The sequence below is a fragment of the Streptomyces sp. NPDC127100 genome (assembly GCF_042724095.1).
In the GTDB taxonomy this organism is placed as follows: Bacteria; Actinomycetota; Actinomycetes; order Streptomycetales; family Streptomycetaceae; genus Streptomyces.
This window is the reverse complement of sequence record NZ_JBHXFL010000004.1, coordinates 131,761-152,840: the sequence shown is the minus strand read 5'-3', so window position 1 is coordinate 152,840 and position 21,080 is coordinate 131,761. Positions and strand designations below refer to the sequence as shown.

Annotated in this window: 20 protein-coding genes; 12 read left to right on the top strand and 8 right to left on the bottom strand. The window is 73.4% G+C overall.

All coding sequences use genetic code 11. The features are described from left to right. Positions 1 to 24: 24 nt before the first annotated feature. Both ACFWJB_RS07175 and ACFWJB_RS07170 read left to right on the top strand, forming a co-directional pair. The gene (locus ACFWJB_RS07175) at positions 25 to 990 is read left to right on the top strand and encodes a pirin family protein (protein ID WP_385467793.1); all 966 of its coding nucleotides are present in this window, start codon (positions 25 to 27) and stop codon (positions 988 to 990) included. A 124-nt stretch (positions 991 to 1,114) separates the two neighbouring features. Beyond that, positions 1,115 to 1,999 carry a virginiamycin B lyase gene (locus ACFWJB_RS07170; protein WP_386920763.1) on the top strand — a complete coding sequence of 295 codons (885 nt, stop codon included), beginning with the start codon at positions 1,115 to 1,117 and terminating at the stop codon, positions 1,997 to 1,999. 45 nt (positions 2,000 to 2,044) lie between these two features. On the opposite strand, the gene ACFWJB_RS07165 is transcribed toward ACFWJB_RS07170, so the two are convergent. Both ACFWJB_RS07165 and ACFWJB_RS07160 read right to left on the bottom strand, forming a co-directional pair. Then, positions 2,045 to 4,360, bottom strand: a complete 2,316-nt coding sequence (locus ACFWJB_RS07165) for an FdhF/YdeP family oxidoreductase (RefSeq protein WP_386920761.1) — start codon at positions 4,358 to 4,360, stop codon at positions 2,045 to 2,047. Between the two features lie 35 nt (positions 4,361 to 4,395). Beyond that, complete coding sequence (locus ACFWJB_RS07160; RefSeq protein ID WP_385467783.1) at positions 4,396 to 4,914, bottom strand: SRPBCC family protein; 519 nt, start codon at positions 4,912 to 4,914, stop codon at positions 4,396 to 4,398. Positions 4,915 to 5,198: 284 nt separating this feature from the next. On the opposite strand from ACFWJB_RS07160, the gene ACFWJB_RS07155 reads away from it, so the two are divergent. Beyond that, the gene (locus tag ACFWJB_RS07155; RefSeq protein ID WP_385467780.1) at positions 5,199 to 5,579 is read left to right on the top strand and encodes a DUF488 domain-containing protein; all 381 of its coding nucleotides are present in this window, start codon (positions 5,199 to 5,201) and stop codon (positions 5,577 to 5,579) included. Here ACFWJB_RS07155 and ACFWJB_RS07150 read toward each other — a convergent pair. From ACFWJB_RS07150 to ACFWJB_RS07140, 3 genes are all read right to left on the bottom strand, one after another. Further along, positions 5,574 to 6,110: a DUF488 family protein gene (locus ACFWJB_RS07150; protein WP_385467777.1), complete on the bottom strand. Its 537-nt coding sequence runs from the start codon at positions 6,108 to 6,110 to the stop codon at positions 5,574 to 5,576. The two genes, ACFWJB_RS07155 and ACFWJB_RS07150, sit on opposite strands and share 6 nt — an antisense overlap. A gap of 154 nt (positions 6,111 to 6,264) precedes the next feature. Continuing rightward, entirely contained in the window at positions 6,265 to 7,572 is a 1,308-nt protein-coding gene (locus tag ACFWJB_RS07145) for a phosphatase PAP2 family protein (RefSeq protein WP_386920758.1), read from the bottom strand. A 210-nt stretch (positions 7,573 to 7,782) separates the two neighbouring features. Beyond that, complete coding sequence (locus tag ACFWJB_RS07140) at positions 7,783 to 9,855, bottom strand: SpoIIE family protein phosphatase (RefSeq protein WP_385467774.1); 2,073 nt, start codon at positions 9,853 to 9,855, stop codon at positions 7,783 to 7,785. A gap of 345 nt (positions 9,856 to 10,200) precedes the next feature. Between ACFWJB_RS07140 and ACFWJB_RS07135 the strand changes: the two genes are divergently transcribed. Next, positions 10,201 to 11,193, top strand: coding sequence for a zinc-binding dehydrogenase (locus ACFWJB_RS07135; RefSeq protein WP_386920910.1), 993 nt, complete (start codon positions 10,201 to 10,203; stop codon positions 11,191 to 11,193). Between the two features lie 58 nt (positions 11,194 to 11,251). Here ACFWJB_RS07135 and ACFWJB_RS07130 read toward each other — a convergent pair whose 3' ends face one another. From ACFWJB_RS07130 to ACFWJB_RS07120, 3 genes are all read right to left on the bottom strand, one after another. Continuing rightward, on the bottom strand, positions 11,252 to 11,482 hold the full coding sequence (locus ACFWJB_RS07130) for a DUF5133 domain-containing protein (RefSeq protein ID WP_385463723.1): 231 nt from the start codon (positions 11,480 to 11,482) through the stop codon (positions 11,252 to 11,254). Positions 11,483 to 11,769: 287 nt separating this feature from the next. After that, positions 11,770 to 12,186: a VOC family protein gene (locus ACFWJB_RS07125; RefSeq protein WP_385463726.1), complete on the bottom strand. Its 417-nt coding sequence runs from the start codon at positions 12,184 to 12,186 to the stop codon at positions 11,770 to 11,772. Positions 12,187 to 12,196: 10 nt separating this feature from the next. Beyond that, the gene (locus ACFWJB_RS07120; protein WP_385463729.1) at positions 12,197 to 12,625 is read right to left on the bottom strand and encodes a helix-turn-helix transcriptional regulator; all 429 of its coding nucleotides are present in this window, start codon (positions 12,623 to 12,625) and stop codon (positions 12,197 to 12,199) included. A 124-nt stretch (positions 12,626 to 12,749) separates the two neighbouring features. Between ACFWJB_RS07120 and ACFWJB_RS07115 the strand changes: the two genes are divergently transcribed. The 8 genes from ACFWJB_RS07115 (at position 12,750) to ACFWJB_RS07080 (ending at position 21,011) form a co-directional block, all read left to right on the top strand. Next, on the top strand, positions 12,750 to 13,160 hold the full coding sequence (locus ACFWJB_RS07115) for a VOC family protein (protein WP_385463731.1): 411 nt from the start codon (positions 12,750 to 12,752) through the stop codon (positions 13,158 to 13,160). Between the two features lie 110 nt (positions 13,161 to 13,270). After that, positions 13,271 to 15,661, top strand: a complete 2,391-nt coding sequence (locus ACFWJB_RS07110) for an ATP-binding cassette domain-containing protein (RefSeq protein ID WP_386920755.1) — start codon at positions 13,271 to 13,273, stop codon at positions 15,659 to 15,661. A 95-nt stretch (positions 15,662 to 15,756) separates the two neighbouring features. Beyond that, on the top strand, positions 15,757 to 17,034 hold the full coding sequence (locus tag ACFWJB_RS07105; RefSeq protein WP_386920753.1) for an NAD(P)/FAD-dependent oxidoreductase: 1,278 nt from the start codon (positions 15,757 to 15,759) through the stop codon (positions 17,032 to 17,034). Positions 17,035 to 17,086: 52 nt separating this feature from the next. Next, the gene (locus tag ACFWJB_RS07100; RefSeq protein WP_385463739.1) at positions 17,087 to 17,314 is read left to right on the top strand and encodes a DUF2945 domain-containing protein; all 228 of its coding nucleotides are present in this window, start codon (positions 17,087 to 17,089) and stop codon (positions 17,312 to 17,314) included. 6 nt (positions 17,315 to 17,320) lie between these two features. Next, the gene (locus tag ACFWJB_RS07095) at positions 17,321 to 17,653 is read left to right on the top strand and encodes a DUF3140 domain-containing protein (RefSeq protein WP_385463742.1); all 333 of its coding nucleotides are present in this window, start codon (positions 17,321 to 17,323) and stop codon (positions 17,651 to 17,653) included. 30 nt (positions 17,654 to 17,683) lie between these two features. Continuing rightward, complete coding sequence (locus ACFWJB_RS07090; protein ID WP_385463745.1) at positions 17,684 to 18,139, top strand: hypothetical protein; 456 nt, start codon at positions 17,684 to 17,686, stop codon at positions 18,137 to 18,139. A 99-nt stretch (positions 18,140 to 18,238) separates the two neighbouring features. Next, positions 18,239 to 18,742: a MarR family winged helix-turn-helix transcriptional regulator gene (locus ACFWJB_RS07085; protein ID WP_385463748.1), complete on the top strand. Its 504-nt coding sequence runs from the start codon at positions 18,239 to 18,241 to the stop codon at positions 18,740 to 18,742. Positions 18,743 to 18,914: 172 nt separating this feature from the next. Beyond that, positions 18,915 to 21,011 carry an MMPL family transporter gene (locus tag ACFWJB_RS07080; protein ID WP_386920750.1) on the top strand — a complete coding sequence of 699 codons (2,097 nt, stop codon included), beginning with the start codon at positions 18,915 to 18,917 and terminating at the stop codon, positions 21,009 to 21,011. Positions 21,012 to 21,080 lie beyond the last annotated feature (69 nt).

Sequence of the window (21,080 nt, the reverse complement as noted above, 5' to 3'; positions counted from 1 at the left end):
CCGCGCGGGGCTAGGTTGGGCGGCATGAGCAATCTCGATCGCGAGGCGGTTCCCTCCGTGTGCGGCGGCCGCGGATTCGTGGTGGCGGAGCCCGTGCGAGAGCTCCTCAGTCCCCGCCGGGTGATGCTCGGCGAGTCCACCGAGGTGCGCAGGCTGCTGCCCAACCTGGGCCGCCGCATGATCGGGGCCTGGTGCTTCGTCGACCACTACGGCCCCGACGACATCGCCGACGAGCCCGGCATGCAGGTGCCGCCGCATCCGCACATGGGCCTGCAGACGGTGAGCTGGCTCCACGAGGGCGAGGTCCTGCACCGCGACTCCACCGGCAGCCTGCGGACCATCCGCCCGCGTCAGCTGGGTCTGATGACGTCCGGCCGCGCGATCAGCCACTCCGAGGAGAGCCCGCGCCCGCACGCCCGTCACCTGCACGGCGCCCAGCTGTGGGTGGCCCTCCCGGACGCCCACCGCCACATCGACCCGCACTTCGAGTTCCACGACGACCTGCCGCACGTCACGGCCCCCGGACTGACGGCCACGCTGCTCCTCGGCGAGCTCGACGGCGCGACCTCGCCCGGGACGACGTACACCCCCCTCGTCGGCGCCGACCTGAGCCTCGCCCGGGGCGCGGACGTACGCCTCCCGCTGGAGCCGGACTTCGAGTACGCCGTGCTCTCCATGTCCGGCGAGGCCCACGTCGACGGCGTGCCCCTGGTGCCGGGCTCGATGCTCTACCTCGGCTGCGGCCGCCGGGAACTGCCGCTGCGGGCCGAGTCGGACGCGGGCCTGATGCTCCTGGGCGGCGAGCCGTTCGAGGAGGAGCTGATCATGTTCTGGAACTGGATCGCACGGTCGCAGGACGAGATCGAGCAAGCGCGACGGGACTGGATGGAGGGGTCACGGTTCGGCGAGGTGAAGGGGTACGACGGGGCTCCGCTTCCGGCGCCGGAGCTGCCGGCGACGCCGCTCAAGGCCCGGGGGAGGGTCCGCTGAACCGCCGGGGCGGCTGACGGGGCGCGACGGGCCCGGCCGGGAAAATCGGGTGCCCTTCGGGGGGCCTCCGGTGAGATCATCGGGCTCGCGACCCATCAGCCGACGAGCACGGAGCGCAGGCCGGATGACCGACGTATCGATCGAGGAACACCCCGTGGACGGCGGCGGACCGTACGCGGTCACCACAGGCCCGGACGGCGCGCTGTGGTACACGCTCGTGCACAGCGGCCGGATCGGCCGGCTGGTGCCCGGCGGCCGGCCGGAGAGCCACCGGCTCGAACCGGACTGCGGGCCGACGATCATCACCAACGGCCCGGACGGTGCCCTGTGGTTCACCGAGTACCGGGCACACCGCGTCGGCCGCATCACCGTCGGCGGCGCCGTCTCGGAGTTCGCGTTGCCGACGCCCGGGAGCGGGCCCTTCGGTATCGCGGCCGGAGCCGACGGTGCCCTGTGGTTCACCGAGACAGCCGCCGACCGCATCGGCCGCATCACCACCGACGGCGAGGTCACCGAGTTCCCGCTCCCGGTCACCGGCGCGTTCCCGTCCGCGATCACCGCGGGAGCGGACGGCGCGATGTGGTTCACCATGAACCAGGCCGACGCCATCGGCCGGATCGACCACGACGGCGCGGTCTCCGTCCACCCGCTGCCCACCGCGGCCGCCGCACCGGTCGGCATCACGCTCGGCCCCGACGGCGCCGTCTGGTACGTCGCGATCGCCGCCGGCCTCGTCGGCCGCGTCACCACCGAGGGCGAGATCACGGAGTTTCCGCTGCCCGACCGGGCCGGCCGGCCCCACGCGATCACTCCGGGCGCCGACGGTGCCCTGTGGTTCACGGAGTGGGGCGGCAACCGCGTCGGCTCCGTCACCACCGAGGGCGTGATCGAGGTCCACGACCTGCCGGCACCCGGCTCGGAGCCGCACGGCGTCGCCCTCGGCCCCGACGGCGCCCTGTGGGTGGCGCTGGAGACCGGTGCCCTCGCCCGCGTGCGCCGGAGCCCGTGATCCGGCGGGTGCCCCGACCCCGGGGGCCGGGCCGGCGCCGGGCCGTCACCCCGGGACGGTGGCGCCCCGCCGGACGGCGACGGGCTCCAGGCGGACGACGATGCCCTTGGACGTCGGCTGGTTGCTGATGTCGGCCACGCTGTCCAGCGGCACGAGGACGTTGGTCTCCGGGTAGTACGCGGCGGCGGAACCGCGCGCGGTCGGGTAGGGGACGACCTCGAAGTCCTCGGCCCTGCGCTCGGCACCGTCGGTCCACACGCCGACCAGGTCGACGTGCTGTCCCTCCGTCAGGCCCAGCGCGCTCAGGTCCGCCGGAGCGACCAGAACCACGCGCCGGTTCCCGTGGATGCCCCGGTAGCGGTCGTTCGGCGTGTAGGGGACCGTGTTCCACTGGTCGTGCGAGCGCAGGGTCTGGAGCAGCAGGTGCCCCGGCGGAACGTCGGGCATCTCCCAGGCGTTGCGGGTGAACAGCGCCTTGCCCGGCGGAGTGGGGAAGACGCCCTCGTTGACCGGGTTCGGCAGCCGGATCCCGCCGGGGCGCACCACCCGCCGGTTGAAGTCGTGCAGCCCCGGCACGATCCTGGCGATCCGGTCGCGGATCGTCCCGTAGTCCGCCTCGAAGTCCCGCCAGGGGATGTCCGTCGTGTCGCCGAGGGTCCGGCGGGCGAGCCGGCACAGGATGGCGACCTCGCTGAGCAGCACCCTGGACGCCGGTTCCAGGCGGCCGCGCGAGGTGTGCACCTCGCTCATCGAGTTCTCCACGGTGACGAACTGATCGCCGCCCGCCTGGATGTCACGCTCGGTACGGCCGAGAGTGGGCAGGATCAGCGCGGTCTCGCCGCAGACCGTGTGGGACCGGTTCAGCTTGGTGGAGATGTGGGCGGTCAGACGGCAGCGCCGCATGGCCTCCTCGGTGACGGTGCTGTCCGGAGCGGCCCGCACGAAGTTCCCGGCCAGGGCGAGGAAGACCGCGACGCGGCCCTCCCGCATCGCCCTGATCGAGTTCACCGAGTCGAGTCCGTGGGCGCGCGGCGGATCGAAGCCGAACTCCCCTCGCAGCGCGTCCAGGAACGAGTCCGGCATCCGTTCCCAGATCCCCATGGTCCGGTCGCCCTGCACGTTGCTGTGCCCGCGCACCGGACAGGCGCCGGTCCCCGCCCTGCCGAGATTGCCGCGCAGCATCAGGAAGTTCACGATCTCCCGGACGGTGGGGACGCCGTGCTTGTGCTGGGTGATCCCCATGGCCCAGCAGACGACGACCCGTTCGCTGCGCAGGACGTCGTCGCGGACCTCTTCGATCTCCTCGCGGGTCAGGCCCGTGGCCGCGAGGACGTCGTGCCAGTCGACGGTGCGGGCGTGCTCGGCGAACTCCGCGAAGCCGCTCGTGCGGGACCGGATGAAGTCGTGGTGCAGCACCTCGCCCGGCCGTGCGTCCTCGGCCTCCAGCAGAAGCCGGTTCAGTCCCTGGAAGAGGGCCAGGTCGCCACCGGGCCGGATGTGCAGGAACCGGTCGGCGATCGGGACGCCGGAGCCGGCCACCCCGCGTACCTTCTGCGGGTTCTTGAACCTCAGCAGCCCGGCCTCGGGCAGCGGGTTGACGGCGACGATCCGGGCTCCGTTCAGCTTGGCCTGTTCCAGCGCCGAGAGCTGCCGCGGGTGGTTGGTACCGGGGTTCTGCCCGACCAGGAAGATCAGGTCGGCCTGGTGGAGGTCGTCCAGGCTCACGGTGCCCTTGCCGGTGCCGAGCGTCTCGTGCAGGGCGAAGCCGCTGGACTCGTGGCACATGTTGCTGCAGTCGGGCAGGTTGTTGGTGCCGTACGCCCGGGCGAACAGCTGGAGGAGGAACGCCGCCTCGTTGCTCGCCCTGCCGGAGGTGTAGAAGACGGCTTCGTCCGGGGAGGAGAGGGACGTCAGTTCCGCGGCGAGCAGTCCGAAGGCGTCGTTCCAGCTGATCGGCTCGTAGTGGTCGGACCCCGGCCGTTTCACCATCGGTTCGGTGAGCCGGCCCTGCTGGTTCAGCCACATGTCGGAACGCCGCCCCAGGTCGGAGACGGTGTGCCGGCGGAAGAAGTCAGGGGTGACGCGCCGCGTCGTCGCCTCGTCGTTGATGTGCTTGGCGCCGTTCTCGCAGTACTCGTTGCGGTGCCGGTGGCCCGGAGAGGGGTCCGCCCAGGCACACCCCGGGCAGTCGATGCCGTCCACCTGGTTCATGGTCAGCAGCGTCACCCCCGTGCGCGCCGGCGAGGTCTGCTCCAGGGAGTACTCGAGGGCGTGCACGACGGCGGGAACCCCGGCCGCCCACTTCCTGGGCGGGGTGACCGTGAGGTCGTCCTCCGGCTCTTCGCGCGGCGGCTTCTTCATGGGTGGGCTTCCTCCTGCTCCTGCCGCCGGGGCGATCAGCCGACGGGCCAGTGCGGCACCCGGCTCCTGGGCGGTTCCGGTTCCACGGGGCAGACGCGGCCTCCGCGGACGACTCCGCGCCAGGCCCCGCACTCCTCCCCCAGTCCTTCGATGAACTTCTTGAAGTGCCCGAGCTCGGCCCGCAGGACGCGGCCGCTCACCCCGGGGGCGCGGGCCGTCAGACCCGCGAGGCCGCGCGGCGCGAACTCCAGCCGCACGGTGACCGCGGCCCCGCCGGCGGCGGTGGGCCGGAAGGTCGCCCCGCCCCGGTGCGCGGGCCCTCGTCCGAGGCTCCGCCAGGTCAGATGGGAGTCGGGCACCTGCTCGAGGATCTCGGTCGCGAACTCGCGGCGCACCGGTCCGTATCCCACGGTCCACACGAGGACGGTGGGCCGGACCTGTTCGACCCCGCGCACCACGGTCATGAACCGGGGGAAGGTCCTGAACTGGGTCCACTGGTTGTACGCGGTGCGCACCGGTACCGAGACCTCGACCGTTTCCTCGATGCTGTGCATGGCCCACCCGTTCCGGATCCCGCGGCCCGCCCTCAGGACTGCGGCCGCCTTCCGTGGTTGGCGGCGTGCTTGCGGCGTGCCTTCTTCTTCCGACGTCGCTTCGAGGACATGGTCACCCTCCTCTCCGTGCAGGCAGGAGCGTCGCGCCTGCCGACGCTCCCACGGTTCCACACGGCCTACGGCGACGCGACTCGAGGCGACCGCACGGACGGGCCCGACTAGGATGTGACGCGGATCGTGCCCCGCCGGGTGCCGCCGGCGGGGGGACCGGCAGGGAGGACGCCGTGGCCGGACGGATAGCCATTCGCAGGGTGTACGAGGAGCCGTCGCCGCAGGACGGCGAGCGGGTACTGGTGGACCGCCTGTGGCCGCGTGGGGTGAGCAAGGAGGCGGCACACCTGGACAGGTGGCTGAAGGACGTCGCGCCCTCGACCGATCTGCGCCGCTGGTACCACCACGACCCCGAGCGCTTCGCCGAGTTCCGCCGCCGCTACGTCGCCGAGCTGGACGACCCGGAGCACGAGCAGGCCGTCCAGGAGCTCCGCGACCTCGCGGCCCACGGCGACGTCACGCTGCTGACGGCCGCCAAGGACGCCGGCCACAGCACGGCCGCTGTGCTGGCGCACTGGCTGGACGACGGCAGGTCAGCACGACGGGACTCATGACTCGTCCGTGCCGGGCGGGTAGACCAGGTGTCCGTCCCGGACGCGCGCGTGGGGGTTCAGGACGGCGGGCTTCGTCGTCGTGGCCGACATGATGTGCACGACCTCCACGCCCGCCACGATCAGGGCGTCGGTGATCAGCCTGCGATGGCAGCGCCAGGGCACCGCCTCGCTGCACATGATCGCGGGCCGCCCCCGCGCGGCAAGGCGGAGCAGTTCCTCCAGCCCTTCCTCGAACTGGTCGCTCGCCATGTAGTCGGCGTAGTCCCGGAACGCCTTGACCCGCCATGCGCCGTTCTCGCTGGGCACCCCCTTGGGCGTGTGCCGGCGCCCACCGAGTTGCGGAATCCGCCGGTACGCGATGTCGGGCGGGAGCGCGTCGACGATCGCGGACTCGTTCCACTGCGGGAACTTCCGCGACGAGGGGAAGGAGCGGACGTCGACGAGGTGCGTCACCTCGTTGTTCCTCAGCATGGTGAGCAGCTCGTCGAAGTCCCGGGTGGAGTGCCCCACCGTGCAGACCGGGTTCGTCATACGGATCCGAAGGGCGGCGTCGGCATGGGGCGGCTCCTGGTGCGTCGACGGGGGGCCTCCCCACCGAAACGCCTCGCCGGGGGCCCCGCAACCGGGAGCCGGCCCGGGCGGGAGCGCGGGCCGGCCGAGGCGGGGCCAGCTGGGGCGCCGGGCCTCACACGAGCTCGGGGCGCGGTTCGGTGGGCTGCGGTTCCGGTCGCGGCGCCGGAACGGGCTTCGGGGCCCACCCCCTGGTCGTCCGCACATAGGCGTGGACCACCGAGGCCGCCACCAGGAGGAGAAGCGGCCCGGACAGCCACGGATGTCCGGCCATCTGCCTCGGCAGGAAGCGGTACGACACCAGCAGCAGGGCGAAGACCGCCGTGCCGTGGGCGACCAGCAGGGTGGCCGACCGGTCCCAGCCGCGTGCCAGCGCGCGCATCGTCGCCTCGACCGTGAGCGCGAACACCACACCGGCGACGAGGTCCGCGCCGTAGTGGTAACCGAAACCCAGCGTGGCGACGAGGGTGGCGACCAGCCAGAACGCCCCCGCCCAGCGCATCGGCCGTGAGCCCTTGCGGGTGTGGACGAAGAGCGTGGTGGCCCACGCCGTGTGCAGGCTGGGCATGCAGTTGCGCGGGGTGACCGCGTCGAACGGCATCGAGTGCGGGACGCCGACCGGCGCCAGCGTCCCCGGCCACAGGTCGGCCGCCACCCACGAGCCGCCTTCGGCGCCGTAGGCGAAGACCGGTCCCACGACCGGGAAGATCATGTACACGGCCGGCCCCAGCAGGCCGATCGCGAGGAAGGTGCGCACCATGTGGTGACGTGGGAAACGGCCCTCGTCCGCCACATGGCGCAGCTGGTAGAGCCCGACCACGGCCGCCGCCAGCGGAAGCTGACCGTAGACCAGGTGCAGGGCGTGGCCGCTGATCGGCTGGGTGGCCTCGACGATCCGGCCGACCAGCCACGACGGGTTGCCCAGCGCGTGATCCGCGGTCGCCACGTACTGGTCGAGGACCGTCGGCCGGGTCTTCGAGGTGATGAGGAGCCAGGTGTCGCCCGTCTTGTGACCGGCCACCAGCAGCAGGCCAAGACCGACGCCCTTCAGCAGCAGCACGCGCTCCCGGCCGGAACGGCGCGTGACCGCGACGACCGCGCAGCCCAGAACCACCCACAGGGCACCGTTGCCGAACTCCATGTCGGCACCGGCCCTCCATCGCACCAGCGCGAAGACGACGTCGACGGCGACCGCGAGGGAGGCGGCGAGGAGCCGTTGCCGCCAGGTGAGTACCACCATCGTCAACGCCAGCCCGCCGTACAGCAGCGGCCCCGACGCCGGAGTGAAGAACACCTCGCGGGCCTGGTGGGTGATCGGCCCCGGCAGACCGTAGTGGCGCGCGGCGCACTCCAGCGCCACCAGGAAGCCCAGGGTCACCGCACCCGCCGTGGCCCACAGCACCGTCCGCGGCCGTCGCCGCACGGAGAGCAGAGAAGCGCGGTCGATCCGCCGGGGTATGTCTGCGGGAGTGTTTTTCACCGGTGTGGCTCGATTGTCGGATTCAGCAAGAACGAGTCAGGTATGGCGCTGTTTGGCATGTCTTTCCGGGTGAAGAGCGGGCGAACAGGAGATCGTCCTGGGCTCGCACATGCTAACGGCCCGGGCCGCCGGGGTGTCCCTCGCCGTCGGACGTCAGTCGCCGGGGCTGATGAGGAGCAGAGCGATGTCGTCGCCCGGGGTCGGCGCGTGCCGGATGAGGGTGTCGGCCATGGCGTCGAGGTCGGCCGGGTCCGCGTGCTCGAGCAGCCCGGCGAGGGCGGCGGTCGCGTCGTCGAGGTCCACCCCGGGGGCCTCGACGAGGCCGTCGGTGTAGAGGGCGAGCACGCACCCGTGCGGCAGCGGGATCTCCTGCGCCGGGTAGGCGGTGTCCGGCTCGATGCCCAGCAGCAGGCCGGGGGGAACCCGGAGGAGTTCGGTGCGTCCGCCGGGATGGCGCAGCAGCGGCGGCGGATGGCCGGCGGTGGCCAGGCAGGCGCGACGCCTGGCGAGGTCGAGGTGTACGTAGACGCAACTCGCGAACAGGCCGGGGTCGAGGTCGGTGAGCAGGCGGTTGGTGCGGGCCAGGACGTCGGCGGGGGACGCGCCCACGGTGGCGTGGGCGTGCACGGCGGTGCGGACCTGTCCCATGAGGGCCGCCGCGTCCACGTTGTGGCCCTGTACGTCGCCGATGGCGGCGCCGGCCGTGCGCGCGTCGAGGCGGATGAGGTCGTAGAAGTCGCCGCCGATGCCCAGGCCCCGGGCGGCCGGCAGATAGCGGGCGGCGACCCTCAGCCCGGGAACCCGGGGCAGGGTGTGCGGCAGCAGGGCGGACTGCAGCCGGTGGGCCAGGTGGTCCTTGGTGTCGTAGAGCAGGGCGCGGTCCAGGGCCTGCCCGACCAGGCCGGCCAGTGAGGTGAGCACGGCACGCTCGCCGGGCGGGAAGAGCCGGGGGCGGTCGTAGGCGAGGAGGATCGAGCCGATGGGGCGGCCGGAGGCGATCAGCGGCAGGAACGCCCAGGACGCCATGCCGTCCTCGTGGACGGTGGCCGGGTAGTCGCGCACGAGGTCGGCGAAGCTGGGGAAGAAGCCCGGGACGCCGGTGGTCAGGACCGCGCTGCCGGGGATGTCCGAGCTCAGGGGGATGGCGTCGAAACGCTCCACGATCTCGGCCGGATAGCCCCGGTGGCCGAGAATCCTGATGCGGCCGTCCTCGGACGTCATCAGCGTCATGGCCTGGGCGCCGAGAGCGGGCAGCAGCTGGTCCGCCGTCTGCTCGACGACGTCCTGGACGCCGACGGCCTCGGTGAGGGTGGCCGCCAGGTGCATCAGGTGGTAGAGCACGGTGGCGCGGCTGGGGCCGGCGGTCGGGACCGGCGAGGACGCGGGCGCCTCCTCGGCGGGATCGCTCCGTGTGATGCGGACGCTGACGCCGGAAGCGTCCGGATGCAGCTCGAACGACAGCCACACGTCCGGGGGGCGCAGCACCATGAAGGCCTGCGGCCGCCGGCTGACCAGCGCGGCCCGGTACCGGTCCTCGACCTGGGGGACGTCCATCCAGGGCAGCGACTCCCACGGCAGCGTGCCCAGCAGGTCGGCCGCGTCACGGCCGACGAGGTCGGCGGCGGCCGGGGTGATGAAGGTGATGCGGCCGTCCAGGTCCAGCGCGCAGGACCCCCCGGGCAGTCGGTCCACGAACGCCGAGACCGCCGTGGCCTCGTCGGGGGAGAGGCGGCGCCCGGCCGGCGGCGGCAGCATCCGCAGCCGCTCCGTGTCCACCCGGTCGCCGCGGTCCGCCGCTGCCTGCAACAGGCCCCCCAGGCGGCGGCAGCCGCTCTCCAGCGCGTCGCGCTCGCCCCGGCTCAGCCGGTCCGGCCGGCCGCCGGTCCACAGCAGCACCAGCCCGCCCCGGAGCGCGGTGTCCGACGAGACCGGGGCGGCGGCCAGCGCGAACTCGTACGGCAGGACGAGCGCCGGCCGCGGGTACCGGCGTGCCATCTGCTCCTGGCCGGCGATCCAGACCACGCGCCGTTCGCGCACGGCGTCCGCCACCGGCATGGGATCGGTGGGCGCGATCCGCCGCCACGGAGTGGCGATCTCCTGCGGCACCCCCGCCACCAGGACCAGCCACAACGCCTCGCCGTCCGGCGACAGCACGTACAGCATCCCGCCGAACGCCCCGCACTCCTGTACTACGGCGTCCATCGCCGCGTCGATCGCGGCGTCCATCAGCCGCCCGCCCCGACCCGCGGCCGGGCCGGGCCCGCGGCACCGGGCGCGGGCCGGTGCCTCCCGGCACCCGGTCCGCTCACCCCGGCCCGCCGACCGGACCGAACATCGCCCATACGCGGACACTACGCCCTGGCCGCCGCCCCGGCATCCGGTCGCCGGAGCGGGCCCGCACCCCCTTTGTCCGGACGCGCCCGCCGGGTCGTGCCCGGCGGTCCGGCGGTGCGCCGCGGCACCCGGAACTGCCGGCGTGCGGCATCGGGTTCATGATCGGGTGGTGGGGCGTCGCCGCCCCGACGCCCCGATTCAGGAGGAGCCATGTCCGTCAGCGCAGTCCCCGGCACGATGCGGGCCGCCTGCATCGACGCCGTCGGCCCGGCCGACGCCATCCGGTACGGGACGCTCCCCGTGCCGCCCGTCGGACCCACGGACGTACTCGTCCGTGTCGAGGCCGTCGCCGTCGACCCCGTGGACACCTTCGTGCGCTCCGGGGCCTACGCCACCGCGCTCCCGTTCCCCTTCGTCGTCGGACGCGATCTCGTCGGGGAGGTCGCCGGCACCGGGCCCGGCGCGGTGGGCTTCACGGCCGGGCAGCGGGTGTGGTGCAACAGCCTGGGACACGCGGGCCGGCAGGGAGCCTGCGCCGAGTACGCGACGGTCGCCGCCGAACGGCTCTACGCGGCGCCGCCCGGCATCACCGGGGAACACCTCGTCGCGGCCGCCCACCCGGCGGCGTCGGCCTGGCTCGCGCTGTTCCGGCACGGGCGGCTGCGGTCCGGCGAGACCGTGTACGTCGGGGGCGGGGCCGGCAACGTGGGCGGCGCCGCCGTCGCACTGGCCGCCCGGGCCGGTGCCAGGGTGATCGCGACGGCGCGGGCCGAGGACGCCGCGGCGGTCCACGCCCTGGGCGCCGCGGAGGTCCTCGACTACCGTGCGCCCGACCTGGGCGAGCGACTGCGCCGGGCCGCGCCCGACGGCTACGACGTGCACCTCGACACCTCCGGCCACGGCGTGCTGGCCGACTCCGTCGACCTGCTGGCGCACGGCGGGCGTCTGGTCGCCATGGTCGGACTGGGCGGCGGCCCCTCCGCCCTGCCGCTGGGCCGCCTCTACACCAAGGACGCGAGCATCGTCGGTTTCGCCATCAGCAACGCCACGACCGCAGACCTCGCCGCGGCGGCGGAAGGCGTCGTGGGCGTGCTGCGCGACACCCCGTGGCGCCCGCGCATCGCCGACCGCCTGCCGCTGTCGATGACCGCGGAGGCGCACCGGAGACTGGAGGCCGGCACGGTCGCCGGCCGGCTGGTCCTCGTACCGGACGGCCGGGAGGGCGCATGAGTCCGGCGGTCCGTCCCCGGAACCGGACACGACCCCGGCCGCCCGGCCGGGCGGACGCCTAGGCGGGGGCGACGACGGAGTCGTCCGCAGGACGGGCACCGGGCAGCTGGTGGCGGGCGGCCGTCAGGGCGGACTCGATGTCCCGGGTCCCGGTGGCGATGCACAGGGTGTAGGAGACGTCCTCCAGTCGCTGCCGGGCCTCGGGCGTGCCGCGCTCGGCGTGCAGGGCCTGCAGGGACGCGTACTGCCTGAGCAGGTCGGTCAGAACGGCGGGGTGGGCCATGAGCATGGGGAACTTCTTCCTTGACGAGGGTCGGGCGGAGCGGTGCGGACGCCGGGTGGAACCGGGAGTGCGGAGGCTCCTCCGCCGGCACGGCGGGGCCGTGCGCGGTTCCCGGGGCTCGTCGTCGTGCCTGCTTCCTCCCGCCCGGACTGGTTCGAACAGTCGCGGAAGGGGTCCGGGAGGCGCTTCGGGAGCGAACCGACGGCCGCTGCCGCGACGGGCCTGTCATCCCAAGCACCTGGCACGCCGAATGCCCCGCGATGCGCGGCTCAAACCGTCACCGCCCGAAGGTCCTACCTCCCGAGGGGCTGGGTGAAGCGCAGCAGATTGCCGGTGGGGTCGCGGAACGCGCAGTCGCGGACGCCGTAGGGCTGGTCCATCGGCTCCTGCAGCACCTCCCCGCCCGCGGCGCTGATGCGCTCGAAGGTGGCGTCGCAGTCGTCGGTCGCGAAGATGACGCCGCGCAGCAGGCCCTTGGCCATCAGCTCCGCCATGGCCCGCTTGTCCGCGGGCGAGACATTGGGGTCGGCGGCGGGCGGTTCCAGGACGATGTTCACGTCCGGCTGCGCGGGCGACCCGACGGTCACCCAGCGCATCCCCTCGAAGCCGACGTCGTCGCGCACCTCCAGGCCGAGCACGTCGCGGTAGAAGACGATCGCCTCGTCGTGGTCGTCGACGGCGATGAAGCACTGGGAAAGCCTGATGTCCATACCGCTCACGCTACGGCCGCGCGGCGGGACCCGCTTCTCTCTTCCTGACCGGCCTGGTGTGGATCTTGGCCATGCAGGCCGGGACGGCGGCACCGGGGCCGTGGTCCCGGGACCGGTACAGGCTCGGGCTCTCGCCGACCAGCTCCGTGAAACGCGAGCTGAAGGACCCCAGCGACGTACAGCCGACCTCGAAGCAGACCTCGGTCACCGTCAGGTCGCCGCGCCGCAGCAGCGCCTTGGCCCGCTCGATGCGGCGGGTCATCAGGTAGCTGTAGGGCGTCTCGCCGAACGCGGCGCGGAAGCTGCGGGAGAAGTGCCCCGGCGACATCAGGGCGTCCCGCGCGAGGGCCGGCACGTCCAGCGGCTCGGCGTAGTCGCGGTCCATCCGGTCGCGGGCCCGCCGCAGCCGGACGAGGTCGTCGAGTGCCGGGCGTCCCATGCGGCGAGTTTCCCACAGCCCCGACGAGCCGGGCCACCCGGTCATGCGGCACCCGCCGGCGGGGGACCGGACCGGTCAGGAACGGAGAAGCACCCGGTCCCGGCCCCTGCCTAGCCTGACCGGCATGGACATCAGCATTCACTGGACCTTCCTCCCGCACAACGATCCGGAGGCCTCCCTGGCCTTCTACCGCGACCTCCTCGGCTTCGAGGTCCGGGGCGACGTCGGGGACGGCGCCATGCGCTGGATCACGGTCGGCCCCGCCGGCCGGCCCGGGACGTCCGTCGTCCTGGAGCCGCCCGCCACCGCCCCGGGCATCACCGACGACGAGCGCCGCACCGTCGTCGAGATGATGGCCAAGGGCACCTACGCCCGCATCACCCTGGCCACCGACGACCTCGACGCCGCCTTCGAGCGGCTGCGGTCCGGCGGCGCCGAGATCGTCCAGGAGCCGGCCGAGCAGCCGTACGGCCTGCGCGACTGCGCCGTCCGCGACCCCGCCGGCAACCTGATCCGCGTCAACGAACGCCGCTGAGCCGTTCGGCACCGACGGTGCGGGACGAACAGACATACTGCTCGCAGACCGAGCCAGGGGATGCCGACGCCAGGCCCGTCGGCCGGCGCCGCCCGACAGATGGAGACACCATGAGCAAGGCCACGCGGACCGACACGCGCCCGCCTGCGCCGCACGCTGCCGACGGCCACGACCTGATCCGCGTGCACGGCGCGCGCGAGAACAACCTCAAGGACGTCAGCATCGAGATCCCGAAGCGTCGCCTGACGGTGTTCACCGGCGTCTCCGGATCGGGCAAGAGCTCACTGGTGTTCGACACGATCGCCGCCGAGTCGCAGCGGCTGATCAACGAGACCTACAGCGCCTTCGTCCAGGGCTTCATGCCGACCCTGTCCCGGCCCGAGGTCGACGTCCTCGACGGCCTGACGACCGCGATCAGCGTCGACCAGCAGCGCATGGGCGGCGACCCCCGCTCCACCGTCGGCACCGCCACCGACGCCAACGCGATGCTGCGCATCCTGTTCAGCCGGCTCGGTGAGCCGCACATCGGCCCGCCCAGCGCGTACTCCTTCAACACCGCCTCGGTCCGGGCGAGCGGCGCGATCACCGTCGAGCGCGGCGACAAGAAGGCCGTCAAGGCCACCTACGAGCGCACCGGCGGCATGTGCACCCGCTGCGAGGGCCGGGGCACGGTCTCCGACATCGATCTCACCCAGCTCTACGACGACTCCAAGTCGCTGAGCGAGGGCGCCTTCACCATCCCCGGCTGGAAGTCCGACAGCCAGTGGACCGTGCAGGTCTACGCCCAGTCCGGCTTCGTCGACCCGGACAAGCCGATCCGCGACTACACCGAGAAGGAGCTGCGGGACTTCCTCCACGGGGCGCCGGTCAAGGTGAAGGTCAACGGCGTCAACCTCACCTACGAGGGCCTGATCCCCAAGATCCAGAAGTCGTTCCTGTCCAAGGACAAGGAGGCGATGCAGCCGCACATCCGGGCCTTCGTGGAGCGCGCCGTCACCTTCACCACCTGCCCCGAGTGCGACGGCACCCGGCTCAGCGAGGGCGCCCGGAACTCGCGGATCGGGAAGGTCGGCATCGCCGACGCCTGCGCGATGGAGATCCGCGACCTGGCCGAATGGGTCCGCACCCTCGACGAGCCGTCGGTGGCACCCCTGCTCACCGCGCTGCGGGGCACGCTGGACTCGTTCGTGGAGATCGGGCTGGGCTACCTCTCCCTCGACCGGCCGGCCGGCACCCTGTCGGGCGGCGAGGCACAGCGCGTGAAGATGATCCGCCACCTCGGCTCCTCGCTCACCGACGTCACCTACGTCTTCGACGAACCCACCATCGGCCTGCACCCCCACGACATCCAGCGGATGAACGACCTGCTGCTGCGCCTGCGGGACAAGGGCAACACGGTGCTCGTCGTGGAGCACAAGCCGGAGACCATCGCGATCGCCGACCACGTCGTGGACCTCGGCCCCGGCGCCGGCACGGCCGGGGGCACCGTCTGCTTCGAGGGCACCGTCGCCGGGCTGCGGGCCAGTGACACGATCACCGGCCGCCACCTCGACGACCGGGCCGGCCTCAAGGAGAGCGTGCGCAAGCCGGCCGGCGCGCTGGAGATCCGCGGCGCGACCACGCACAACCTGCGGGGCGTCGACGTCGACGTCCCGCTCGGAGTGCTCTGCGTGATCACCGGTGTCGCCGGCTCCGGCAAGAGCTCGCTGATCCACGGATCGGTCCCCGCCGGGGCGGACGTCGTCGCCGTCGACCAGAGTCCCATCAAGGGCTCGCGGCGGAGCAACCCGGCGACCTACACCGGTCTGCTCGACCCGGTCCGCAAGGCGTTCGCCAAGGCCAACGGCGTCAAGCCGGCCCTGTTCAGCGCCAACTCCGAGGGCGCCTGCCCCACGTGCAACGGCGCCGGTGTCGTCTACACCGACCTGGCGATGATGGCCGGCGTCGCCACCCCCTGCGAGGACTGCGAGGGCAAGCGGTTCCAGGCGTCGGTGCTGGAGTACCGCCTCGGCGGCCGCGACATCAGCGAGGTGCTCGCCATGCCGGTGGCCGAGGCCGAGGAGTTCTTCGGCGCCGGCGAGGCCCGCACGCCCGCCGCGCACCGGATCCTCGGCCGGCTCGCCGACGTCGGCCTCGGCTACCTCACCCTCGGCCAGCCGCTCACCACCCTGTCCGGCGGCGAGCGGCAGCGGCTCAAGCTGGCCACCCGCATGGCCGACAAGGGCGGTGTCTACGTGCTCGACGAGCCGACCACCGGGCTCCACCTCGCCGACGTCGAGCAGTTGCTCGGCCTGCTGGACCGGCTCGTCGACTCCGGCAAGTCCGTCATCGTCGTCGAGCACCACCAGGCGGTCATGGCCCACGCCGACTGGATCATCGACCTCGGCCCGGGCGCCGGCCACGACGGGGGCCGGATCGTCTTCGAGGGCACCCCCGCCGACCTCGTCGCCGCCCGCTCCACCCTCACCGGCGAGCACCTCGCGGCCTACGTCGGCGCCTGACCGGGCCGTGCCCGGACGCCCTCCCGTCCGGGCACCCCCGAGTGGTGGTGCGGCGGTACGCGGTCCACGCTGGTCGGGGAGCGTGAGGAGCGCACATGGGCAACGGCCGGCACCGCCGGACACCGCGCGCCGTCGTCGTCGGCGGCGGGTTCGCCGGCCTGGCCTGCGCGTTCGACCTCGGCCGCGCCGGTGTGGAGGTCGAACTGCACGAGGCCTCGGACGCCGTCGGCGGCCGCGTGCGCACCGACCGCCGGGACGGCTTCCTGCTGGACCGGGGCTTCCAGGTCTTCAACACCGCCTATCCGCAGGTCCGCAGGCTGCTGCCGCTGCGCGCACTGCGGCTGCGGCCTTTCACCCCCGGCGTGCTGGCCCACACCCCGTCCGGCGTCCTCCGGCTCACCGACCCCACGAGGCGGCCCCGCGAGGCCGGTTCCCTCCTGCCGGGCCACGCCCTCGGGACGCGGGACCTCGCGGCGCTGGCCGGCCTCACCGCGCGGGACACGCTGGTGCCCGCCGCGCTGCTCCGACGCGGCCGGGACAGGACGACCCGGGCGGCACTGGCCCGCAGCGGACTGACCCGGGACGCGGTGGACCACGTGCTGCGGCCCTTCCTGGCCGGTGTCTTCCTGGAACCGGACCTGGAGACGTCGGCCCGCTTCTTCCACCTCGTGTGGCGCAGCATGGCCCGGGGCACGCTCTGCCTCCCGGCCGGCGGCATCGGCACCGCCCCTCGCCTGCTCGCCGCCCGCCTGCCCGAGGGCACCGTCCGGCTGGACTCGTCCGTCCGGTCGCTCACCGACTCCGGGATCCTGCTCCAGGACGGCACCGAACGCCCGGCGGACGCGGTGGTGGTGGCCACCGACGCCGTCACGGCGGCGCGGCTCCTGCCGGGCACGCCCGTACCGCCCGGCCGGACCGTCACCACCTACTACCACGCGGCCGGCACGTCGCCGCTGCCCGAACCGACCCTCGTGGTCGACAGCACGCTCACGGTCCTCAACACGTGTGTGCTCTCCGAGGTCAGCGGCACCTACGCGCCGCCGGGCACCTCGCTGGTGTCCACGTCCGTGCTGGGCGGCGACCTGCCGGGCGGGGAGGCGGCCGTCCGCCGGCGGGCGGCGGAGCTCTACGCGGCGGACACCGCCGGCTGGCAGCACGTCGCCACGTACACGGTCGAGAACGCGCTCCCGGCGATGCGGCCCCCGTGGCCACTGTCGCGCCGCACCCGCGTCACCGCGGGCCGCTACGTCTGCGGGGACCACCGGGCCACCGGATCGGTCCAGGGCGCCCTGGCCTCGGGCAGCCGCGCCGCCCGGGAGGTCCTCGCGGACCTGCGGGACGGCACACCGGCCCCGGACCACCCACCGGGCTGAACAGGAAGACACCGAGCGGAACACCGAGCCGAGCAGACAGGGAGTACCGGAGATGGCGAAGAACCGCGGCGGGAAGAAGACGCCGAAGAAGGGCGACAAGGTCGCCTGGAGCAGTCACGGCAGCGAGACCGAGGGCACGGTGGAGAAGGAGATCACCGAACGGACCGAGGCCGCCGGCCGCACCGTGGACGCCTCGCCCGACGACCCGCAGTACCAGGTCCGCAGCGACAAGTCCGGCAAGTCCGCGGTGCACAAGCCCTCCGCGCTCAGGAAGAAGTGAGCGGGCGTGGACGACGGAGAGCGCAAGGAGACCTGGGACGACTTCCGCGAGCTGGTGAACATGTCCCCGGCCGACCTGGAGAAGTGGCTCGCCACCGACGCCTCCCGCGACGCCGGGCAGCACAAGGACGGGGGAGAGTCCACCGGGCACGCCTCCGGCCGCCGCATCGTGGACATCCTGCGGGCGAAGAAGGGCGACCTCACGGACGACGACTACCGGCACATGCGCAAGGTCGTCGGCTACGTCCGCCGGCACCTGGCCCAGCGGCCCTCGGGCGACGTCGAGGACTCCCGCTGGCGGCACTCGCTCATGAACTGGGGCCACGATCCGCTGGCCTGACGGACCGTGCCACCGCACCGGAGGACACCCATGACGGACATGCACCGGCGTCCCGCAGGCGTCGGCGACGAGACGGTGGAGGCCCTCGGCTCCCTGTCCAAGGCGCTGGAGACCATCGAGCGCGCCCGCGGGCACCTGTACTCCTTCCACCAGCTCACCGGCACCGCCGACCTGGAGCTGGACCGTGCGGTGCGGCTGCTGCGCGAGGCCGGCCACCCGGAGTGGGCCCAGCGCGTCGAGACGGAGATCCTCGGGCGCAACGTCATCCCCGGCCACTGGACGTTCCAGATCGTCGAGGCCTACGACCAGACGTACTACCAGGCGTTCAAGGACCTGGAGACCGAGGCGGTGCGGCGGCTCGCCGAGGGCCGGAGCCACCTGTACGAGGCGGAGATGAAGGAGGCCCGCCGCACCCGGGACCACGCCGATCACACGGCCCGCCCCGACAGCCCCGGGACCCGCCCGCCGAACGCGCCCTTCGCCTGAGGGCCGGCACCCGTGGGGCGGTACCCGTGCCGGTCCGTTCCCGCCCGGACCGTCATGGGTGCGACATGGCCGGACGCGATCCTTCTATACGCTGATCGCGTGGCGACAGCGAACCAGCGCGGACGGCGCGCGCACGAGCCGGGGACGGGGCCCGAGGCGGACGACCTCCACGTCCTCGCCGCCGGACTGCGGCGGATGAACGGTGAGATCAACCGTCTCGTGCACGGCTTCGCCGCCGCACACGGGCTGCACGCCACCGACGTCCAGGCGCTCGCGGCGATCCTGGACGCCGAGGAGCCGATGACGCCGGGACGGCTGCGCGAGCACCTGGGACTGACCTCGGGCGCGGTCACGGCCTGTGTGGACCGCCTGGAACGCGCCGGGCACGTGCGCCGGGTCAGGGAGAGCGCCGACCGCCGGGTCGTGCACCTGCACTACGTGCCCGACGCCCGCGCGTCGGCCCGGACGTACTTCCGGCCCCTGGCACAGGCCGCGGGCGCGGCCCGGGACCGTTTCGACGCCCAGGAGCTGGCGGTCGTCGTGCGGTTCGTCGCCGCCATGAACGAGGAGCTGCGGGCCGTGCGCTCCGCCGACGACGGCTGAACCACCGTCCGCCCGCGGGACGACGGGTCGTCCGCATCAGGGAGCGGGTCGGGGGCACCAGTGGGGTACCGACATGGCACGGCGGTGATGTAACTCGATCATTGAGATTGTTTATGATCGAATCATCCCGTCGGCACCCCGCACAACAAAAGACCTGGAGCCCCGCAGACCGATGTCCTCCACCTCACGAGCCCGCTGGCTCGTCCCCGTAGTCCTCCTCCTGGTCTGGCTGGGCATCGGCGGGGCCCTCGGCCCCTACGCCGGGAAACTGGGGGAGGTCGCCACCAACGACCAGGCCTCCTTCCTGCCCCGCAGTGCCGAGTCCACCCGGGTCATCGACGCCCGGAAGGCCTTCCAGCAGGACGAGACCCTGCCGGTGATCGTCGTGTGGACCGCGGACGACGGCGGTGACGTCACCGGGCAGCGGGCGGGCGCCACCCGCTCGGTCGCGGGCCTCGACGGCGACCCGGGGATCGTCGGCCCCGCGACGCCCGCATTCCCCTCCGAGGACGGCGAGGCCCTCCAGGCCGTCGTCCAGGTCGAACCCGACCTGGGCGAGCGCCTGCCCGACGTCCTCGGGGACATCCGGGACGCCGCCGGGAAGGTGCCGGGAACCCGGGCGCAGCTGGCGGGTCCCGCGGCCTCCCAAGCCGACCTGTCCGACGCCTTCTCGGGCATCGACGGCCTGCTCCTCGGCGTCGCCCTGATCACGGTGCTGGTGATCCTGCTGCTCGTCTACCGGAGCGTCCTGCTGCCCCTGACGATCATCCTCGGCGCCGTCTTCGCCCTGGGGCTGGCCTGCGCGATCGTCTACGTGCTCGCCGACCACGACGTCGTGCGCGTCGACGGGCAGGTCCAGGGCATCCTCTCCATCCTCGTCATCGGCGCCGCGACCGACTACGCGCTGCTGCTCACCGCCCGTTTCCGCGAGGAACTTCCCCGGCACCCGGACCGCTTCGGCGCCGTGCGTGCCGCGCTGCGCGCGTCCTGGGGTGCCGTCGTCGCCAGCGCGGCGACCGTCGCCCTGGGCCTGCTGGCCCTGCTGCTCAGCGACCTGACCAACAACCGCGCGCTCGGGCCCGTCGGTGCCATCGGCATCGTCTGCGCCGTCCTGAGCACGCTCACGTTCCTGCCCGCCGTCCTGGTCCTGCTGGGCCGCGCCGCCTACTGGCCGGCCAAGCCCGTCCGGGCCGACGACCCGGAGGCCGGCCACCGCCTGTGGCACCGCATCGCCGGGCTGGTGGACCGGGCGCCGCGCCGCATCTGGGCGATCTGCCTCGCCGCGTTGCTCGCCTGCGCCGCCTTCGCCCCGACCCTCGAGTCCAAGGGCGTCCCGCTGGACGAGATCTTCGTCAACGACGCCCCGTCGGTCGCGGCGCAGGAGACGCTGGCCCGGCACTTCCCGGGCGGCTCCGGCAACCCGGCCGTGATCATCGCGGACGCGGACCGGGCCGGCCCCGTCCTCGCGGCGGCCCGCGACACCCGCGGCGTCGCCTCCGCCGCCGCGGTGACCGCCTCGGGCCGGCCCGGCGGCGGCCCCCCGAAGGTGGTCGACGGACGGGTGCGGATCGACGCCACGCTCCAGGACCCGGCGGACAGCGACGCGGCCAAGGAGGCGGTGGCCCGCCTGCGGAGCGCGGTGCACGGGGTGCCGGGCGCCGACGCCCTCGTCGGCGGTTACACCGCCCAGCAGTACGACACCCAGCGCACCGCCGAGCACGACCGCACGCTCATCGTGCCCGTGGTGCTCGCCATCATCCTGGTCATCCTGATCGGCCTGCTGCGCTCCCTGCTGATGCCGGTGCTGCTCGTCGTGACGGTGGCGCTCAACTTCCTGGCCACCCTGGGCGTCTCGTCCCTGGTCTTCCGGCACGTGTTCGGCTTCAGCGGCACGGACGCCTCCGTCCCGCTGTACGGGTTCGTCTTCCTCGTCGCCCTCGGCGTGGACTACAACATCTTCCTCATGTCCCGGGTGCGGCAGGAGTCGCTGCACCACGGGGTCCGGGAGGGCATCCTGCGCGGCCTGACCGCCACGGGCGGTGTGATCACCTCGGCCGGTGTCGTGCTCGCCGCCACCTTCGCCGCGCTCGGGGTGATCCCGCTGGCCTTCCTCGTGCAGATCGCCTTCATCGTCGCCTTCGGTGTCCTGCTGGACACGCTGGTGGTGCGCTCGCTGCTGGTCCCGGCCCTGGCCCGCGACATCGGCGCCGTCGCGTGGTGGCCGGGCCGCCTCGGCCGCAGGCCTTCCGGGAACCCGGCGCAGGGATGAGCCGGCCGCGTGTGTGCCGCGGTCCCGGTCCGGGGGCTCGCGGCACACGCGCCCGGCGCGCGCGTCCGG

Coding starts and splice junctions, on each gene's coding strand:
- ACFWJB_RS07175 (WP_385467793.1), top strand. CDS start 25: ATGAGCAATCTCGATCGCGAGGCGGTTCCCTCCGTGTGCGGCGGCCGC.
- ACFWJB_RS07170 (WP_386920763.1), top strand. CDS start 1,115: ATGACCGACGTATCGATCGAGGAACACCCCGTGGACGGCGGCGGACCG.
- ACFWJB_RS07165 (WP_386920761.1), bottom strand. CDS start 4,360: ATGAAGAAGCCGCCGCGCGAAGAGCCGGAGGACGACCTCACGGTCACC.
- ACFWJB_RS07160 (WP_385467783.1), bottom strand. CDS start 4,914: ATGCACAGCATCGAGGAAACGGTCGAGGTCTCGGTACCGGTGCGCACC.
- ACFWJB_RS07150 (WP_385467777.1), bottom strand. CDS start 6,110: ATGACGAACCCGGTCTGCACGGTGGGGCACTCCACCCGGGACTTCGAC.
- ACFWJB_RS07140 (WP_385467774.1), bottom strand. CDS start 9,855: ATGGACGCCGCGATCGACGCGGCGATGGACGCCGTAGTACAGGAGTGC.
- ACFWJB_RS07135 (WP_386920910.1), top strand. CDS start 10,201: ATGCGGGCCGCCTGCATCGACGCCGTCGGCCCGGCCGACGCCATCCGG.
- ACFWJB_RS07130 (WP_385463723.1), bottom strand. CDS start 11,482: ATGCTCATGGCCCACCCCGCCGTTCTGACCGACCTGCTCAGGCAGTAC.
- ACFWJB_RS07125 (WP_385463726.1), bottom strand. CDS start 12,186: ATGGACATCAGGCTTTCCCAGTGCTTCATCGCCGTCGACGACCACGAC.
- ACFWJB_RS07120 (WP_385463729.1), bottom strand. CDS start 12,625: ATGGGACGCCCGGCACTCGACGACCTCGTCCGGCTGCGGCGGGCCCGC.
- ACFWJB_RS07115 (WP_385463731.1), top strand. CDS start 12,750: ATGGACATCAGCATTCACTGGACCTTCCTCCCGCACAACGATCCGGAG.
- ACFWJB_RS07110 (WP_386920755.1), top strand. CDS start 13,271: ATGAGCAAGGCCACGCGGACCGACACGCGCCCGCCTGCGCCGCACGCT.
- ACFWJB_RS07105 (WP_386920753.1), top strand. CDS start 15,757: ATGGGCAACGGCCGGCACCGCCGGACACCGCGCGCCGTCGTCGTCGGC.
- ACFWJB_RS07100 (WP_385463739.1), top strand. CDS start 17,087: ATGGCGAAGAACCGCGGCGGGAAGAAGACGCCGAAGAAGGGCGACAAG.
- ACFWJB_RS07090 (WP_385463745.1), top strand. CDS start 17,684: ATGACGGACATGCACCGGCGTCCCGCAGGCGTCGGCGACGAGACGGTG.
- ACFWJB_RS07080 (WP_386920750.1), top strand. CDS start 18,915: ATGTCCTCCACCTCACGAGCCCGCTGGCTCGTCCCCGTAGTCCTCCTC.